This window comes from Lysobacter gummosus (assembly GCF_001442805.1).
Lineage (GTDB): Bacteria > Pseudomonadota > Gammaproteobacteria > Xanthomonadales > Xanthomonadaceae > Lysobacter > Lysobacter gummosus.
In genome coordinates this window covers 4,644,532-4,662,816 of the sequence record NZ_CP011131.1, presented here as the reverse complement: position 1 = coordinate 4,662,816, position 18,285 = coordinate 4,644,532, and the positions used below count along the sequence as shown (strand labels likewise).

Genomic DNA, 18,285 nt, shown 5'->3' with positions numbered 1-18,285 from the left:
GGGAGGGGCTTCAGCCCCGATGCTTTCCGGTCAGACCAAGCGCCCGCACAACCAACTCAAGGCGCCGCCGTCTCCAACAGCTCCGCCAACACCTCGGCGAACCGATCCGCGCTGCCCGCGTCATGCGCGAAGAACAACGAAGGCTCGCACAACTCCAGTTCCAGCAACTGCGGCTGCCCCTCGCCATCGCGGATCAGATCCACCCGCGCATACGGCAGCGGTTCTTCCAGATCCAGCCGCGCCGTCATCGCGGTCAGCGCATGCAGCGCCACCGCGCGCTCGTCTTCGCCGGCTTCGCGCGCGTTGATGCGCTCCACCGCGCGCAGGTTCAGCGCGTCCTCGCGTTGCAGCATCGCGCCCTTGCGGATCGCGTGGCTGAAAACGCCGTTGAAATACATCAGCGCGGTTTCGCCGTCGCGATCCACCGAAGCCAGATACGGCTGCAGCATCGCGCTGCGGCCCTCGTCGAGCAGCCGCGCGATGTGATTGGCCGCGGCGAATTCCTGCGCGCGCGCATAACGCTGGGTGTCGCGCGAACCGGCGCTGATCGCCGGCTTGACCACGAACTCTTCCGCTTGCGGCTGCGCAAGCAGGAATTCCTGCAGCGCCGGCAACGGGTCCATCTCCGGTTCGACGAACACGGTCGCCACCACCGGCACGCCGCGCGCGGCCAGGTCGGCCAGGTAATGTTTGTCGGTGTTCCAGCGCAGCACCGGCCAGGGATTGAGCAGGCGGGTGAGGGCATCGACCCGTTCGCACCAGGCGGTGAATTCATCGAAGCGCTCGGTGTAATCCCACGGCGAGCGCAGCAATACGGTGTCGTATCGCGCCCAGGCCACGCTGGGGTCGTCCCAGGCGCGGATCTCGGCGTGCAGGCCGCGCGCCAGGCAGGCGGCGTGCAGCAGCGGCAGGTCGTCGTCCTGCGCGGCGGTGGCGATGGCGGTGACCAGGGCGAGTCGGCTCATATCGCAAGTCTAGCGTCGGCACACAATCAAGGCATTGTGGCGCCATTGCCCGAAAGTCCGCTACGTCCCGGCGCGGGCGCGCGTTAAACTGCGCTCATCCCGCAACGGAGTTGTCCCATGGCCCAGGCCATCGCCGCGAAAACCAAGCTGTATCCCAGTGCCAAAGACGCGCTGCAGGGCGTCGTCGCCGACGATCAGACCCTGGCGGTCGGCGGTTTCGGCCTGTGCGGCATCCCCGAAGCCCTGATCGGCGCGCTGCGCGACAGCGGGGTCAAAGGGCTGACCGCGATCTCCAACAACGCCGGCGTGGACGGCTTCGGCCTGGGCCTGCTGCTGGAAACGCGCCAGATCAGGAAGATGATTTCGTCCTACGTCGGCGAGAACAAGGAATTCGAGCGCCAGTTCCTGTCCGGCGAACTCGAACTCGAGTTCAACCCGCAAGGCACCCTGGCCGAGCGCCTGCGCGCCGGCGGCGCCGGCATTCCGGCCTTCTTCACCCGCACCGGCTACGGCACCGTGGTGGCCGAAGGCAAGGAGACGCGCGAGTTCGACGGCCATCATTACGTAATGGAAACCGCGCTCAAGGCCGACGTGTCGCTGGTCAAGGCGTGGAAGGCCGACACCTCCGGCAACCTGGTGTTCCGCAAGACCGCGCGCAATTTCAATCCGGCCTGCGCGATGGCCGGCAAGGTCTGCATCGCCGAGGTCGAGGAACTGGTCGCGCTGGGCGACATCGATCCCGATCACGTGCATCTGCCGGGCATCTACGTCGATCGCATCGTGGTCAACGCCACGCCGGAAAAACGCATCGAGCAGCGTACGGTTCGCGCCGGCTGAGCGAGCAGTCGCATCGTCGGTCGCGGCTCGGCGCCAAGCGCGCCGCGTACCGATCCGATGCGACAGGTTCGCCGCACAGGCCGCAACGGGCGTCGCCGGCGGGTTTGCTTCTCGCAGATGTTTTGACTTCCCTTTCGAATTACAGGACGAATCACTCATGGCATGGTCCCGCGACGAAATGGCGCAGCGCGCCGCGCAGGAACTCACCGACGGCGCTTACGTCAATCTCGGCATCGGCCTGCCGACGCTGGTCGCCAACTTCATTCCCGACGGCATGGACGTGTGGCTGCAGTCCGAGAACGGCCTGCTCGGCATCGGCCCGTTCCCGACCGAGGCGCAAGTCGACGCCGACCTCATCAACGCCGGCAAGCAGACCGTCACCGCGCGCGAAGGCGCCAGTTATTTCGGCAGCCACGACAGCTTCGCGATGATCCGCGGCGGCCATATCGATCTGGCCATCCTCGGCGCGATGCAGGTCACCGCCAAGGGCGATCTGGCCAACTGGATGGTGCCGGGCAAGATGGTCAAGGGCATGGGCGGCGCGATGGACCTGGTCGCCGGCGTCAAGCGCGTGGTCGTGCTGATGGAACACACCGCCAAGAGCGGCGAACACAAGATCCTGCCCGAATGCACGCTGCCGCTGACCGGCCTGGGCGTGGTCAACCGGATCATCACCGAACTTGCGGTCATGGATGTGACCGAACAGGGACTGGTGCTGGTCGAGTCCGCACCGGGCGTGAGCGAAGACGAACTGCGCGAGAAGACCGGTGTGCCCTTTCGGCGCGCCTGAACAGGTCTAAGGCACGCGCAAGCGCGCTCATCGAATCCGGATTCGGATATTTGCGAATCCGGCCCGAAAAGTCGCATATGAAACTGAATCCGCGGGCATTGCAGTCTGCCCGCCGGGCGTGCAGCATGGCGCGCTGCTATTCCCCGCCGGCTGATTCGTCATGCGCAATTTGTTCCTTGTCACTGCCTTGCTCCTTGGCGGAGCCGGCTGCACTTCCGCGGACCGCGATCCATCTTCGGAAGGCGCACGCAAGGACGCAACCGCGTTGTCCGCACGCACGCACGCAGGTCCGGTCGCATACGCACGCGCGCTGCCTGTCGCGGCCAAGCGCCGCGTCGGTTTCGGCCAATGGCCGGACCGCGGCGAACTGGTCGGCTATTCCGATCCGCGCGCCACGACCAGCGAAGGCGCTTACACCTGGCATCAGGTCGATCTGAGCGAACGCCATGCGATCGCCGCGATCGCGCAAGGCCACCTCAGCCTGACCACGCCGTCCGGCGAGAAGCTCGACTTCCGCTACGAACGCCACATCGAACATCCCGGCGGCGACTGGACCTGGGTCGGCCGCGTCGATCGCGACGGCGTCGTCCAGCAGGCGATCATCACCTTCGGCGAGCGCGCCGCGTTCGGCGCGATCGACCAGGACGGCAAGCCGGCGTTGAAGCTGACCATGCGCGACGGCAAGGCGTGGCTGGTGGAAACCGATCCGGTCAAGCTGGCCCTGGTCGAGAAGCAGTTCGGCGGCGGGCATCGCGACGATTTTCTGATTCCCAGCGCCGCCGTCGGCGCCGCCACCGATTCGCAGTCCAACCCGCTGGCGGCCGCGGCCGTCGCCGCGGCTCAGGCCGCGACCACGGTCGATGTGCTGGTTGGTTACAGCAACGGTTTCGCCGCCGGCCTGGGCGGCGCCTCGCAAGCGCAGACCCGGATCAACAATCTGGTCGACATCGCCAATCAGGCTTACATCAACAGCCAGATCGACGCGCGCATCCGCTTGGTGCATGCGATGCAGGTGAACTATCCGGACAACACCGACAACGGCGACGCGCTGGAGAAACTCACCGGCACCCGCACCACGCCGGTCGATCCGGCGTTCAACGCCCTGCGCGCGGCGCGCGACCAGTACGGCGCGGATCTGGTCTCGCTGGTGCGCAAGTACGATCGCCAGACCCAGAACGGCTGCGGCATCGCCTGGTTGATCGGCGGCGACCGCCAGCCGTACACCACCGGATCGGCCGGCAACGGCTATTCGGTGGTCAGCGACGGACGCCAGCAGGACGGCAACACCACGTATTTCTGCCGCGACGAATCCTTCGCCCACGAGCTCGGCCACAACATGGGCGCGCAGCACGATCGCGAAACCGCGAGCACCGACGGCACGCTGAAGTACGGCGCGTTCGTGTATTCCTTCGGCTACAAGACCGATGCCGCCGGCGGCAACTTCTACGACATCATGGCCTACGGCGATCAGGGCCAGACCGCGTACCGGGTGTTCTCCAACCCGCGCGTGACCTCGTGCGGCGGACGCGCCTGCGGCGTGGAGAATCAAGCCGACAACGCGCGCACGCTGTCGCAGACCATGCCCACGGCCGCGGCGTTCCGCGCCACGGTGGTGCCGGAGCAGGACTACGCGGATCTGATCGACGCGCGCGCTCAGGACGTCAACGGCGATGGCCGCTCGGACCTGCTGTGGGCCTTGAGCAGCAACACCGATTGGGCGTACTGGGCCATGAGCGGCGGCAGCAAGATCGGCGGCGCAGGGTATTCGGTGAGTCCGGAATGGCGCGTGGTGGCGACTGGCGATTTCCGCGGCGATGGGCGCGTGGATCTCATTTGGTCCGACGGCGCACAGATGCAGATGTGGGAAGGCAACGGCAGCGCTTTCGCCGGCGCGGCAATGCGCTCGTACCCGGCCGGCTACCGCCTGATCGCGGTCGGCGACGTCAACGGCGACGGCCGCGTGGATCTGGTCTGGCGCGATAACGGCAACACCCAGATCGGCATCTGGCTCATGAACGGTCCGGCCATCATCGGCAGCGCCGCCGCCGCCACCAGTCCGGGTTGGAAGGTGCTCGGCAGCGGCGATTTCGACGGCAACGGCCGCCTGGATCTGCTGTGGACCAACGACACCTCGATGCAGATGTGGCTCGGCCAGACCTCGGGCGGCTTCGGCGGCGCCAGCACGGAGAACTACCCGACCGGCTGGAGTCTGTTCGGCATCCAGGACGTGGACGGCGATAATCGCGACGATCTGTTGTGGCGTTATGCGCCGACCGGCGACGTCGCGTATTGGCGCATGAACGGCGGCACTCGCCTGTCGGGCCTCGGATTCGCCGCGTCGCCGGCGTGGCGTCCGATCCAGGTCGGCGATTGGAACGGCGATGGCCGCGGCGACATTTTGTGGACCGACGGACAGTCGATGCAGATGTGGCTGTGGAACGGCAGCGGATTCAACGGTCAGGCGGCGCCGGCCTATCCGGGCGGCTGGAATCTGATCCACCACTGATCGATCGAGCCCGCGGCGGCAACGCCGGTACACACGAAAAAGGCGCGATCTTCATGATCGCGCCTTTTTTCGTTTACCCGGCCGCGGCGCGGGTAGCGTTACAAGTTCTGATAGTTCGGCCCCGAGCCGCCTTCCGGCGTGACCCAGTTGATGATCTCGTACGGGTCCTTGATGTCGCAGGTCTTGCAGTGCACGCAGTTCGCGGAGTTGATCTGCAGGCGCTTGGCGCCGGCTTCTTCCACGATTTCGTACACGCCCGCCGGGCAGAAGCGCGTGCACGGGTTGCCGTACTCTTCCGCGCACTGGGTGATGCAGATGTTGGTGTCGGCGACCTTCAGGTGCACGGGCTGGTCTTCGTCGTGCTCGGTCGCGGCGAAATACACCGAGGCCAGGCGATCGCGCGGCGCCAGGGTGCGATCGATGTAATCGCGCTTGGGCTTTTCCGCCTCGCCGAGTTTCTGCAGCGACGGCCAGTCGGCCTTGTTCTTCAGCGTCCACGGCGACAAACCGCCGGTGACGGTTTCCCATGCGGCGTTGAACATGCCGAACCAGAAGCCCTTCTTGAAACCGGGCTTGATGTTGCGGACCTTCTTGAGCTCGGCCATGGCGTCGGAGGCGCGCAGCTTGGCGTCGAAACCGGCGCTTTCGAGCGCGCCTGCCGCATGCTGCGCGGCGAGGTGTTCGGCGGCAAGCATGCCGCTGCGGATCGCCTGGTGCGTGCCCTTGATCTTGGGCACGTTGAGCAGGCCGGCGGTGTCGCCGATCAGCAAGGCGCCGGGCATGTCCAGCTTGGGCAGCGACTGCCAGCCGCCGGTGACGATCGCGCGCGCGCCGGCCGAGACCAGATTGCCGCCTTCCAGCAGCGGCTTGATCATCGGGTGGTTCTTCCACTGCTGGAACGCTTCCCACGGCTTGTAGTCGGGATCGCGATAATCCAGTCCGCTGACGTAACCCAGCGCGATGCGGCCCTTGTCCAGGTGATACAGGAAGCTGCCGCCGTAGGTGTGGCTGTCGGCCGGCCAGCCCACGCTGTGCACGATCTTGCCGGGCGTGACGCGGTCTTCCGGCACCTGCCACAGTTCCTTGATGCCGATCGAATAGCCCTGCGGGTCGCTGTCGGCGTCGAGCTTGAAGCGCTTGATCAGGCGCTTGGTCAGATGGCCGCGCGCGCCCTCGGCGAATACGGTGACCTTGGCGCGGATGTCGATGCCGGCGGTGAAGCCGGGCTTGTGCGTCCCGTCCTTGGCGATGCCCATGTCGCCGATGCGCACGCCGGCGACGCGGCCGTCGGCATCGTGCAGGGTCTCGGCGGCGGCGAAGCCCGGATAGATTTCCACGCCCAGCGCTTCGGCCTGCGGCGCCATCCACGCGCACATCGCGCCGAGGCTGACGATGAAATTGCCGTGGTTGTTCATGTCCGGCGGCACGATCGGCGACTTGTAGCCGCCGGTCTTGGTCATCAGCCAGAACTCGTCCTCGCCGGCGGGCACGCAGATCGGCGGCGGATTGTCGCGCCAGCCCGGCAGCAGCGCGTCGAGCGGGCCCGGCTCGATCACCGCGCCGGACAGGATGTGCGCGCCGATGGTGCTGGATTTTTCGATCACGCACACCGACAGCTCGGGGTTGAGCTGCTTGAGCCGGATCGCGAACGAAAGCCCGGCCGGACCGGCGCCGACGGTGACGACGTCGTACTCCATGACGTCGCGTTCGATCTCGATGGCTGGCGTGTCGGACGGCTGGACCGAGTCGATCGGCTGTTCGCTCATGCTGGCGGTACTCGTGCGTGCAATCCGCTCATTGTCGCGGGTTTGCCCGGGTGGGCCAAGCGCGGCGGGCCGATCCGGACGCCGGACCGTTTTAAACGCGATGGCGGCCCGGTCGCGAGCGGGCCGCCATCGGGGCCCGAACGGGCGCCCGGAAGGCTGGAGGACAGGGGTTTGGGGCGTGGTTGGCGGCTTGTTCGCGGGCGATCGGCGGGGGCGCTGCCGCCGCGGGCGACTGCGATGCCGGCTGCAAGATCCGGATCGCGGCGGCGCGCGGCCGCGTGCTAGCGTGCCGCATGTCCGTGAAACCGCTGCCGCTGCAGGGCGCCGAACTCGCCTTCGATCCGCACTGGCTCGCGCACGAGGCGGCCGACGCCCTGTACGCGGCCGTGCTGGACGAAGTCGCCTGGGAGGTGCATCGCATCCGCTTGTTCGGCCGCGAGCATGATTCGCCGCGATTGAGCAGTTGGATCGGCGATCCCGATGCGCATTACCGTTATTCCGGCGCCGACTTCCGTCCGCATCCGTGGCCGCCGGCCTTGCTCGCGATTCGCCTGCTGTTGGCGGAGGAACTCGGCGCGCCGTTCAACAGCGTGCTGGCCAATCGTTATCGCGACGGCCGCGATGCGATGGGCTGGCACAGCGACGACGAACCCGAACTCGGGCCGGCGCCGGTGATCGCCTCGCTGAGCCTCGGCGCGAACCGGCGCTTCACCCTCAAGCATCGTCGCGACGCGTCGTTGAAAGCGGCGCTGGAATTGGGGCACGGCAGCTTGCTGGTGATGTCCGGGGCGACGCAGGCGAATTACCGGCATGCGCTGCCGCGCACCGCCAAGCCGGTGGGGGAGCGGATCAATTTGACGTTTCGGGTGATCGAGCGGCGTTGAGTGGGGCTTTGCTGAGTTCGTTGCGACCTGAGCGAAAAGCATCGGGCCTGAAGGCCCTCCCACAAAAAGCGTCGGGGCTGAAGGCCCTTCCACAAAAGTCATGCGGGCCTTCGGCAACTTTTGTGGGAGGGCCTTCAGGCCCGATGCCTTTCGTTCCGATTGCGGCACACCCGCAACCGGAACGACGCGCCCGCTCAACCGCGAATCAAGGCCGCTGCCAAGCGCGAATGTAATCCACATACGTCGTCGCCGACTGCGTGGTCGAAGCCGGCGGCTTGCCCGCATAGACGAAATGATCGACCAGGATCGAAGTTTCGATCTGGCTGATATTGCGAGTCGTGCGAACCAGCTGCCCGTCCACATAGAACCGTGTCGCATCCGGCGAGATATCGGCGCCGTAGACGTGATACCCCGCGCTCGGATCGAAGCTGATGGTGTGGATGTAACTGTCCAGATCCTCGGCGCCGTTCTTGATCACATACTGATTCAAGTACAGCCGGCTCTTGTTGTCGGAGTAATACTCGAACACGTCGGTTTCGTTCCACTGCTGCGCGCCGGGCGCCTGAAACGTCCAGAACGCCGGCCAGAAACCGGCCACGCCCGGCAGTTTCATGCGCGCCTCGATAAAGCCATAGCGGAAGTTGTAGCGCTTGTGCGAGGACAGCAGGCACGAAGTCCAGTCGTAATAGCGCCCCGACGGCGAGCGCACGCGCTCGCGCTTGGCCTGCATCGCCAGTACGCCGTTGCCGACCGAGCAATTGGCGGCCTGATTCCACTCCAACTGCTGGTTGCCCGGGTTGCCGTGGCCGTTATCGGATTCGGCCGAGGAATTGTCGGCCCACTTGTTCCAGTCCACCGTGGCGGCGGTGAATTCGTCCCCGAACTTATAGACCCAGTTGCTGCCGGCGCCGAGCGGCCGGCTATCGACCGGATCGCCGCCGGGCGGCGCGGCGGCGACGGTGAAGCTGCGCTCGGGAGCGAGATTGGTCCACTGCCCGCCGGCGTAGTACGACAGCCAGTAGCGATACTGCCCGGCCGGGAATTGCCCGCTTGCGGTGAGTTCGCGCTGGGTCGTGCCGACGGTGTAGTTGTTCTGATGGCCCAGGTCGAAATTGCGATCGCTGGCATCGCGCACCGCGAACACGACCTGATCGTAGGTGACCGGTTGCGGATTGAGCAACTGCGCGCCGAACAGCACGCTGGTATTCGCGACCGGCGCCTGGATGTCGCGGCCGATCGCGCGCAGCGGCGTGCCGCCCACGTTTTCGTAATCGATGGTGCCCGGCGGCGTGGCCTGGGCCAGGCCGATGCAGGCGAGAAGCTCGACGCCCAGCGCGAGCGTGAGCAGGGCGCGGCGCGCGCTGACGCGGCGGCGCTGCGAGAACGGTGCGGTCATGACTTTCCTCCGGAGGCGGCGCCAGGCATCGGCGCGGCGCAGTCTAGGAGCGCGCCGTGGCGCGGCTTGTGTTGGCAGTCACCGATTACAACGTTTTCGCGAACCTGTCGCGAAGCTGTCGGCAAGCTGTCGTCGCAAACGACAACGGCCATGCTCGCGCATGACCGTTGTCGGTGACCGGCGTCGGCGCGATCGGCGGATCAGCGCTTGTGCGTCTTCTCGTGCGCATCGCCCGAAGTCAGCGTCCACCCCGCGATCTGAGTGACGACGGTCTGCATCGACTGCTCGAAGGCGTTGATGACATCCGGCACGTCGACGCTCGCGGCCGGGCTGGATTGCAGGAAGGTGCGCGAGGCGACCACTTTCTGGTCGGCGTTGTGCATCAGCTTGGCGTTGATCTCGATCACCGCCGATGGCGTGGCGTTGCCGGCGTAATCGGATTCGAAGCGGCGCAGGTCCAGCACCAGCTTGTACTCCGAGGCGATGCCCGCACCCTGGCGCGCGACCGCGGCGATCTTGCCCGAGTCCTCCAGCGTGCGCAGCAGCGCGTCCTCGATCATGCTGCTGGGCAGCTTGGCCCAGGCCGCGCCCTTGTAGACCTGGATTTCGTTGCCGCTGGGACGCACGGCGATGCGCAGGCTGTCGATCATGCGCGCGGCGTTGGGCGCGCTCACCGAGAGCTGCCAGTTGGCGTTGGGCCAGGACGGATCGGCCTGTACGCGCGGGTCGGGCGCGTACTGGACGGTCGGGGTCTTGGGTTTTTCGCCGAGGATCGACGAACAACCGCTGAGCATGAGCAACGCAGCCAGGCCGGCGGCGAGCACGCGCGGCGGCGTGGCGGTGAAGGGCGGGCGGTTGCGCGCGCGGGTCGTCGTCATGGTCGTCATCGCAGTCGTGATCGCAGGGTCTGGCGAAGGCATCAAGTGGCGGCTCATCGCGCGGCTTTCTCCGGCTCGAATTCCTTCGTCGCGTCGCGTCCCAGCAGGTAGCGGGTGGGATTGCTGTCCAGGCGGTCGCTGATCCGGCGCAGATCGCGCACCAGCGAGCGCAGTTCGCTCAGGGTCGGGCCGAGCTGGGCCAGGCCGTCGTTGGCGAAGCTGCTGATCGCGGCGCGGTTGTCGTTGAGGATGCCGTTGGCGCCGTTGGCGGCCGAATCGAGCTTGGTCAGGGTGCTGTCGAGCTTGTTGATGATGCCCGGCAGCTTGCCGGCCAGTTCGCGGTCCACCGTTTCCACCGCGCGGTTGGTGGTGGTCAAGGTGGCGCTGAGTTGTTCGCTGGACTTCTTGGCGTTGGCGATCAGCTCGCGCAGGTCGCCGCGCTGGTCGGCGATCGAGCCGGTCAGCGATTCGATGTTGGCCAGGGTGTTGGACACGTGCTTGACGTTGTCGTCGCTGAGCACCTGGTCCAGGCGCGCGACCAGGCGGTTGGCGGTGTCGGCGATGTTCTGCAGCGCCGAGGCTTCGGTCTGGATGATCGGAATCTCGCCGCTGCCCTCGGCGTCGGCCAGCGCCGGGCTGTTGGGGCTGCCGCCGGTGAGCTGGATGATCGGCGTGCCGGTGATGCCGGTCAGCGACAGCTTGGCGCGGGTGTCGGTCTTCACCGGCGCGTCGGCCTGCAGGCGCAGCTTGGCGATGACCCGGCGCGGATCGTCCGGCGCCAGGCTCAGCTGCTGCACCGTGCCCACGCCGATGCCGTTGTATTGCACGGTGCTGCCTTCCGACAGGCCGGTGACCGGTTCGTTGAAGATCACCGCGTATTCGCGCCAGCTCTTCTCGGACGAATACTTGGCCGCCCACAGAGCGAACAACAGCAGGAACAGCGTCACCACGATCGTGAACGCGCCGATGAGGACGTAATTGGCCTTGGTTTCCATCAGGCACCTTTGAGCGATGAAGCCCTGGCCGGCATCATGCCAGCATGGGATAGGTAAACACGGTGAAATGCAGCAGGTTGAGGCCGAAGTGGGCGAGCACGGCGCCGAGCAGGCCGCCCTTGCGATACGCCCAACCGTAAGCCAGCCCCGCCAACGTAGCCAGAACGACCCAGCGCCAGCCGCCGCCGGCATGCACCAGGCCGAAGGCCAGCGCCGAGACCATGGTGGCGTAAGTCGCGCCGTGCCGGACCTCGCGCCAGCGCCGCTGCAGCGATTCCAGAAGATACCCGCGGAACATGGCTTCTTCGGTCAGCGCCACCAGCAGCAGATTGTTGAGCGCCCACAGCGCGCCGAAGGCGGGCCATTTCGGCGCCCATGTAAGCAGGTGCAAAGCCAGCGCCAAGCCCAGGCACAAAACGCCGGCGACTGTCGCGCCGATCAGACCCGCGGCCAGCGACGCGGCGACCGGCCGTTCGCCCTCGCCGTACAGGCGCAGCAACGGCCAGCACAGCAGCAGCCAGAACCCGGCCAGCGGTTTGTCGAAGTTGAAGTACAGCGACATCGGCGCCGAATCGGGCGTCAGCCGCAGGTCCTGGATCAGTTGCGGGTTGTGGAACCCCGGCATCAGGTGCAGGCCCAGGGCGAAGGCGACCAGCACGAACAACACATGCCCGGCGATGCGCGCGCCCTTGGCCCGCGCCGGTGTCACCAACCAGGCGGCCAGGATCAGCAGGGCGAAGGACATCAGCGCCAGCGGATCGAGCAGGCCGCGCGCCAGGGCGGCGACCATCGTCACCGTCAGCAAAGCGAGACTGGCCTTGCGTGCCCGCGGCCACCACAGCAGCGCCGCGGCCGCGCACAGCAGTCCCCAGATCGACACGCTCCACAGCGTGTCGGCATGCGCGAACAGCCCGCTCATCCGGCCTGCGCATCGGTCGGCTTGTGCGCGGTGCCGGCCACGTTCTTGTCGCGCGCGACCTGGGCGGCGCGCGCGCGCGGGCCGTGGAAATATTCCTGCACCCACGGGTGATCGAGCTTTTCCACTTCCTCGATCGGCGCGCAGGCGATGACCTTCTTGTCCGCCAGCACCGCGATGCGGTCGCAGATCGCGTACAGCGTGTCCAGGTCGTGGGTAATCAGGAACACGGTCAGGCCCAGCGCCTGTTGCAGCGTGCGGATCAGGCGGTCGAACGCGGCCGCGCCGATCGGGTCCAGGCCGGCGGTGGGTTCGTCGAGGAACAGCAGCGGCGGGTCCAGCGCCAGCGCGCGCGCCAGGCCGGCGCGCTTGCGCATGCCGCCGGACAACTGCGAGGGCAGCTTGTCGATCGCGTCCGCCGGCAGGCCCGACAGCTTGACCTTCAGCAGCGCCAGTTCGTAGCGCAGCGAATCGGGCAGGTCGCCGTGGTACTCCTTCAGCGGCACCTGCACGTTCTCGCCGACGGTCAGCGACGAGAACAGCGCGCCGTCCTGGAACAGCACGCCGGTGTTGCGTTCGATCTCTCGGCGCAGGCGCGGATCGGGATTGCGCGCGTCGATGCCCAGCACTTCGATCTCGCCGGCATTGGGCCGGCGCAGGCCCAGGACGGACCGCATCATCACCGACTTGCCGGTGCCCGAACCGCCGACCACGCCGATGATCTCGCCGCGCTTGACGTCCAGGTCCAGGCCGTCGTGCACGACCTGATCGCCGAAGCGGTTGACCAGGCCGCGGATGCGGATGATTACGTCGTCGGCTTTGCCGTCGGCTTCATCGGGAATCGGGAGTCGGGAATCGGGAATCGTCAAAGCGGTTTCTCCGCGAACTTCGCAAGCACGTGCGCGGCACGCCTTTCGACGATTCCCGATTCCCGATTCTCCATTCCCGGCCCGATCACCAGCCCATCTCCATGAACCATATCGCGAAGAACGCATCGAGCACGATCACCAGCGAAATCGACTGGACCACGCTGGAAGTCGTGCGCTCGCCGACCGACTGCGCGGTGCCTTGCACCTGCAGGCCTTCCAGGCAGCCGATCAGGCTGATCAGCAGGGCGAAGACCGGCGCCTTGGACATGCCGACCAGGAAATGGCGCAGTTGCATGGTGTCGTGCATGCGCGCCAGGTACTGCTGCGGCGGAATATCCAGGCCGTAGGCGCCGACGGTGAGGCCGCCGAGCAGGCCGGCGACCATCGCGATGAAGGTCAGCAGCGGCAGCATCACCAGCAGCGCCAGCACGCGCGGGATCACCAGCAGGTCGATCGGGTCCATGCCCAGGGTGCGGATCGCATCGACTTCCTCGCGGCTGACCATCGCGCCGATCTGCGCGGTGAAGGCGCTGGCGGTGCGGCCGGCGAGCACGATCGCGGTCAGCAGCACGCCGAACTCGCGCAGGAAGGCGATGCTGACCAGCTCGACCACGAAGATGGTCGCGCCGAAATCCTTCAGGATGGTCGAACCCAGGAACGCCACCACCGCGCCGACCAGATAACACAGCAGCGCGATCAGCGGCACCGCGTCCAGGCCGACCTGCTCCATGTGGTGCACGGTCGCGGTCGGACGAAAGCGCCCCGGGTTCTTGAACAACCGCAACATCTTGACCAGCGTTTCGCCGAAGAAGGCGATCAGCGCCAGCACTTCCTTCCAATTGTCGGTGACCGCGAAGCCCAGGCGCGCGAGCGCGGCCTGGAAGCCGTATTCGCGTTTCTTCTTCGGGCGCTCGTCGGCGACGTCCTCGATCGCGCTGACCAGCGCGCGATGACTGTCGTGGAAACTGAAGCTGGCGTCGAAATCCATCTGGTGGCGGCGCGCGTAGCGCATCAGCTGCAGCACGCCGACCGAGTCCAGGCGCTCGACCCCGGTCGCGTCGATTTCGCTGACGCCCTCGGGCACGTGCTTGAGCACGCTGCCGATGGTCACCGCATGTTCCAGCGTCCAACAGCCGGAAAGGCGTAGCCGCGAGGGCGCTTGGCCATCGGCGGCGATTTCCGGCGCTTGCGTGGTCGATACGGTCATAGGGCCTCGAGCGGGAGGATACAGGCTAGGGACGGCATGGTGAGTGTTGCGTGCAGTTTGGGGCTGGGACGGGAATGGGGAATCGGGAATCGGGAATCGGGGCCTCGAAGGATGCGATCAACCGCCGGCCGCTTTTGCTTCATCCGATTCCCCATTCCCCATTCCCCATTCCCCATTCCCCATTCCCGATTCCCGTCCCAGCCCACCCATGCGATCCTTGCGCGACATGTCCACCCCGCATCCGCTCAGCGCGACCAGTTACGCCGCCCGCATCGCCTTCGTGGTCGAGCTGGCCGAGCGTCTGCACAGTTACGGCACGACCGCGCAGCGCCTGGAAGGCGCGGTGACGGCGGTGGCGCAGAAACTGCGCTTGGAATGCGAGCCGTGGTCCAATCCGACCGGATTGATCCTGACCTTCAGCGATCCCAACCGGCCGCTGGGCGACAGCGACACCACTCGTGTCATCCGCCTGCCACCGGGCGAAAACGACCTCTACCGGCTCAGCGAAACCGACCGCATCGCCGAAGAGGTGATGGCCGGCAATCTGGATCTGGCCGCCGGCCACGCCGCGCTGGAGGCGCTGGACCGGCCTCGCAGCAAACGCTGGCGGGCGATGCAGGTGTTCGGCTACGGCCTGGCCGCCGGCGCGGTCGCCGGTCTGCTGCGGCTGCCGTGGCTGGACATCGGCGTGGCGGCGTTGAATGGATTGATGATCGGCCTGCTGGTGGATATTTCCGGCCAGCGCCCGCGTCTGCGCGAGGCGCTGGAGGCGATCGCGGGCATGTTCGCCGCGGCCTCGGTGCTGCTGGTGGCCAATTTCATCGCGCCGTTGAATCAGAACACGGTGATCATCGCCTCGCTGATCGTGCTGCTGCCGGGTATGGCGCTGACCAACGCGGTCAACGAATTGACCAGCCAGCATCTGGTATCGGGCACGGCGCGATTCGCCGGCGCGGTGACCACGGTGGTGAAACTCGCGGTGGGCACGGTCATCGGCCTGTACCTGGCCGATCTGGTCGGCCTGGAACCGGTGGTGCGGGCGTGGCGGCCGCAGGAATCCTGGGTCGAATGGTGCGGGCTGGCGGTGGCGTCCTACGCCTTCGCGGTGCTGTTCCGGGCCCACCGCAGCGATTACCTGAAAGTCATGGCCTCGGCCGCCGCCGGTTATCTGATTTCGCGCTTCGTGGGTTTGGCCTGGGGCAGCCCGGCCGGGATATTCCTCGCCGCCCTGATCATGACCGCGATCGGCAACGCCTACGCGCGCTGGGGCAATCGGCCCGGGGCGATCATCCGGGTGCCCGGCATCATCCTGCTGGTGCCCGGCAGCGTAAGCCTGCGCGGGCTGCTGACGATGATCCAGCAGCAGGACGTGAACGTCGGCCAGGATGCGATTCTGGCGGTGATCAATATCTTGCTGGCGTTGATCGCCGGGTTGATATTCGGGAATTTGTTGTTGCCTTCGCGGCGGAATCTTTGAGGGGGCGGGATTGGGGATTGTGAGGGCGGGGGGGGGTGGCTGCTGTTGCTTCGCCAATCCCTAATCCCTAATCACGAATCTCGGCTCCAATGAAAACGCCGGCTTAAGGCCGGCGTATTCGTTGATTTTGGTTTTTAGTCCAGATTACTTGATCAGGAAATCTTCCAGCTTCTTACCCTGCGCCGTATAAGCGGCCAGCCAGCGCGGTTGCTTGCCGCGGCCGGTCCAGGTTTCGCCGGTATTGGCCGGGTTGCGGTACTTCGGGGCGACCTTGCCCAACGGCTTGCGCGCCTTGCGGGCGGCGGCGGCCGGCTTGGCGGCGGCCTTGCTGGCCTTGCCTGCGCCGCGGGCAGCGGCCGGAGCGGCGCTACCGAACAGTTCTTCCAGGGTGTAACCCTCGGTTTTGAGCACCTGGCTGATTCTTTTGCGCACCGCCGCGATCGGCTTGCGCTTGTTCAACGTGGTCTTGCGCTTCTTGGCCTGGCTGATCAGGGATTCGAGTTCTTTCGCGGACAACGAGGACAGATCGATCGACATGGGGCCTCCGGGGAGTAATGGTCGGAAAACGGCCAATCCCTGGCGCGCGGCAGCATACTAATGGCAGCGCAGTCTGCCGTAAACGTAAGCAAAGATATATACCCCGATATTGGGGCGGCGCCGGTCGTGAGCGGCATCGGAATTCGCCGGGCCGATGCGGCGGTTAACCGCGATACTCACGCATGTCGCCGGGGCGGGCCGCGCTTGTCGTTAATCCAGCGCTATTGGGCGGTTTTGCCGGCGAAAGCGGCCGGATCGCGCTTGCACGGCAGGGCCGGCGAGGATTACGTCGGGGGTTTAGACGGATTTATCCAAACCTGGAGCCGCCGGTTTGGAAAGCAGGCGCGCAACCTGCTTATAAAAGCCGATTGGGCGATGACCCGGCGGCCGGCTCAGGCCGGGTCCGGGACGATGTCAAACACCGGCCGGTATTACCCGTGGCGCTGGGAAAGGTAATCGCCGGCGCCGCCGCGATGGGGCGGCGGCGCCGGTTTTAATCGCGCGCGCGGCGCCCGGCTTTACTGCGCGGCGCCGCCGATCCGGGCCAGGACCGCGGCGCGGTCGAGATTCTCCGCCTCGCTGGCGCGGCGGTGACGGTATTCGAAACTGCCCGCGGCCAGGCCGCGTTCGGACACCACCACCCGGTGCGGCACGCCGATCAGTTCCATGTCGGCGAACATCGCGCCCGGACGCAGGCCGCGGTCGTCGAGGGCGGCGTCCACGCCTGCCTTGAGCAGATCCTGGTACAGATCCTGCGCGGCCTGGGCCACGGCGGCGTCGTTCTTCGGATTGATCACGCACACCACCGCCTGCCACGGCGCCATCGCCTCGGGCCAGGCGATGCCGGCTTCGTCGAAGTTCTGCTCGATCGCCGCGGCGACGATGCGCGACACGCCGATGCCGTAGCAGCCCATCGCCGGGGTCGCGGCCTTGCCGCTGTCGTCGAGCACGCTGAGCTTCATCGCTTCGGCGTACTTGCGGCCGAGCTGGAACACGTGGCCGACCTCGATGCCGCGGGCGATGCCCAGGGTGCCCTTGCCGTCGGGCGAGGGATCGCCGGCCACCGCGTTGCGGATGTCGGCGACTTCGTCGGCCTCGGCCAGATCGCGGCCCCAGTTGACGCCGGCGAGGTGGTAGCCGTTTTCGTTCGCGCCGACCACGAAGTCGGCCATCGCCGCGACGCTGCGGTCGGCGATCACGCGCACGGGCTTGAGCGGCTTGACCGGGCCCAGGAAGCCCGGCTGCGCGCCCAGGTGTTCGAGGATTTCCGCTTCGGTGGCCAGGCGGTACTCGGCCAGGCCGGCGAGCTTGGACAGCTTGATCTCGTTGACCACGTGATCGCCGCGCACCAGCGCCAGGGCGAACTGCGGTTTGCCTTCGCCGTCGCTGCCGATGATCGCCACCGACTTGACCGTGCGCGCCAGGCCGATGCCGAGCAGGGCGGCAACGTCCTCGCAGTTTTTCTGCGTCGGCGTATCGACCTTGCGCAGTTCTTCGCCGGCCGCGGCGCGCGCGCCCGGCGCCAGCGCTTCGGCCAGCTCGACGTTGGCCGCGTAGTCCGAGCCGTCGGAGAAGGCGATCGCGTCCTCGCCCGAATCGGCCAGCACGTGGAACTCGTGCGAGGCGCTGCCGCCGATCGCGCCGGTGTCGGCGAACACGGCGCGGAACTTCAGTCCCAGGCGGGTGAAGATGCGGCCGTAGGTGTCGTACATGTTGCGGTATTCGCGGCCCAGGTCCTCGTCGGTGACGTGGAAGGAATAGGCGTCCTTCATCAGGAACTCGCGCGCGCGCATCACGCCGAAACGCGGGCGGATCTCGTCGCGGAACTTGGTCTGGATCTGATAGAAATTGACCGGCAGCTGCTTGTAGCTGGACAGCTCGTTGCGAGCGAAGTCGGTGATGACTTCCTCATGCGTGGGGCCGAAGCAGTACCAGGCTTCCTTGCGGTCCTTGATCTTCAGCAACTGGCCGCCGAATTTCTCCCAGCGCCCGGTTTCCTCCCACAGCTCCTTGGGCTGCACCGCCGGCATCAGCACTTCGATCGCGCCGGCGGCGTTCATTTCCTCGCGCACCGCGCGCTCGACCTTGCGCAATACGCGCAGGCCCAGCGGCGACCAGGTGTACAGGCCGGCGGCGAGCTTGCGGATCATGCCGGCCTTGAGCATCAGCTTGTGGCTGACGATTTCGGCTTCGGCGGGCGTTTCCTTGCTGGTGTGGAGATGGAACTGCGACAGACGCATCGGCTGGGGTTCGCGGACTTGG

Annotated in this window: 15 protein-coding genes; 5 read left to right on the top strand and 10 right to left on the bottom strand. The window is 66.7% G+C overall.

Features of this window, described 5'->3' with window-relative positions; all coding sequences use genetic code 11:
- Positions 1–56: 56 nt before the first annotated feature.
- Positions 57–965 carry an ATP-grasp domain-containing protein gene (locus LG3211_RS18905; protein ID WP_057944182.1) on the bottom strand — a complete coding sequence of 303 codons (909 nt, stop codon included), beginning with the start codon at positions 963–965 and terminating at the stop codon, positions 57–59.
- Between the two features lie 117 nt (positions 966–1,082).
- Here LG3211_RS18905 and LG3211_RS18900 point away from each other — a divergent pair, with 117 nt between their 5' ends.
- From LG3211_RS18900 to LG3211_RS18890, 3 genes are all read left to right on the top strand, one after another.
- Entirely contained in the window at positions 1,083–1,802 is a 720-nt protein-coding gene (locus tag LG3211_RS18900; RefSeq protein WP_057944181.1) for a CoA transferase subunit A, read from the top strand.
- Positions 1,803–1,959: 157 nt separating this feature from the next.
- A complete protein-coding gene (locus LG3211_RS18895; protein WP_057944180.1) occupies positions 1,960–2,592 on the top strand; it encodes a CoA transferase subunit B in 633 nt (210 codons plus the stop codon).
- Between the two features lie 265 nt (positions 2,593–2,857).
- Positions 2,858–5,098, top strand: a complete 2,241-nt coding sequence (locus LG3211_RS18890; protein WP_057944179.1) for a reprolysin-like metallopeptidase — start codon at positions 2,858–2,860, stop codon at positions 5,096–5,098.
- A 98-nt stretch (positions 5,099–5,196) separates the two neighbouring features.
- Here the strand turns inward: LG3211_RS18890 and LG3211_RS18885 are convergent, their stop codons facing one another.
- Positions 5,197–6,864, bottom strand: coding sequence for an electron transfer flavoprotein-ubiquinone oxidoreductase (locus LG3211_RS18885; RefSeq protein ID WP_057944178.1), 1,668 nt, complete (start codon positions 6,862–6,864; stop codon positions 5,197–5,199).
- A 293-nt stretch (positions 6,865–7,157) separates the two neighbouring features.
- Between LG3211_RS18885 and LG3211_RS18880 the strand changes: the two genes are divergently transcribed.
- Positions 7,158–7,748, top strand: coding sequence for an alpha-ketoglutarate-dependent dioxygenase AlkB family protein (locus LG3211_RS18880; protein ID WP_057945594.1), 591 nt, complete (start codon positions 7,158–7,160; stop codon positions 7,746–7,748).
- 205 nt (positions 7,749–7,953) lie between these two features.
- Here LG3211_RS18880 and LG3211_RS18875 read toward each other — a convergent pair whose 3' ends face one another.
- From LG3211_RS18875 to LG3211_RS18850, 6 genes are all read right to left on the bottom strand, one after another.
- Entirely contained in the window at positions 7,954–9,144 is a 1,191-nt protein-coding gene (locus LG3211_RS18875) for a glycoside hydrolase family 16 protein (RefSeq protein WP_057944177.1), read from the bottom strand.
- Between the two features lie 200 nt (positions 9,145–9,344).
- Positions 9,345–10,022 (bottom strand): ABC-type transport auxiliary lipoprotein family protein, encoded by a 678-nt coding sequence (locus tag LG3211_RS18870; protein ID WP_057945593.1) that lies wholly within the window; start codon positions 10,020–10,022, stop codon positions 9,345–9,347.
- A 53-nt stretch (positions 10,023–10,075) separates the two neighbouring features.
- A complete protein-coding gene (locus tag LG3211_RS18865; protein ID WP_057944176.1) occupies positions 10,076–11,017 on the bottom strand; it encodes an MlaD family protein in 942 nt (313 codons plus the stop codon).
- 34 nt (positions 11,018–11,051) lie between these two features.
- Complete coding sequence (locus LG3211_RS18860) at positions 11,052–11,936, bottom strand: CPBP family intramembrane glutamic endopeptidase (RefSeq protein WP_057944175.1); 885 nt, start codon at positions 11,934–11,936, stop codon at positions 11,052–11,054.
- Entirely contained in the window at positions 11,933–12,802 is an 870-nt protein-coding gene (locus LG3211_RS18855) for an ABC transporter ATP-binding protein (protein WP_057944174.1), read from the bottom strand. The genes LG3211_RS18860 and LG3211_RS18855 overlap by 4 nt, the downstream gene beginning before the upstream one ends.
- 85 nt (positions 12,803–12,887) lie before the next feature.
- Positions 12,888–14,009, bottom strand: a complete 1,122-nt coding sequence (locus LG3211_RS18850; protein WP_057944173.1) for an ABC transporter permease — start codon at positions 14,007–14,009, stop codon at positions 12,888–12,890.
- Positions 14,010–14,235: 226 nt separating this feature from the next.
- On the opposite strand from LG3211_RS18850, the gene LG3211_RS18845 reads away from it, so the two are divergent.
- Positions 14,236–15,486, top strand: coding sequence for a threonine/serine exporter family protein (locus LG3211_RS18845; RefSeq protein ID WP_057945592.1), 1,251 nt, complete (start codon positions 14,236–14,238; stop codon positions 15,484–15,486).
- A gap of 144 nt (positions 15,487–15,630) precedes the next feature.
- On the opposite strand, the gene LG3211_RS18840 is transcribed toward LG3211_RS18845, so the two are convergent.
- Both LG3211_RS18840 and LG3211_RS18835 read right to left on the bottom strand, forming a co-directional pair.
- Complete coding sequence (locus tag LG3211_RS18840; RefSeq protein WP_057944172.1) at positions 15,631–16,023, bottom strand: H-NS histone family protein; 393 nt, start codon at positions 16,021–16,023, stop codon at positions 15,631–15,633.
- Between the two features lie 518 nt (positions 16,024–16,541).
- Positions 16,542–18,263 (bottom strand): proline--tRNA ligase, encoded by a 1,722-nt coding sequence (locus tag LG3211_RS18835; protein WP_057944171.1) that lies wholly within the window; start codon positions 18,261–18,263, stop codon positions 16,542–16,544.
- Positions 18,264–18,285: the final 22 nt, after the last annotated feature.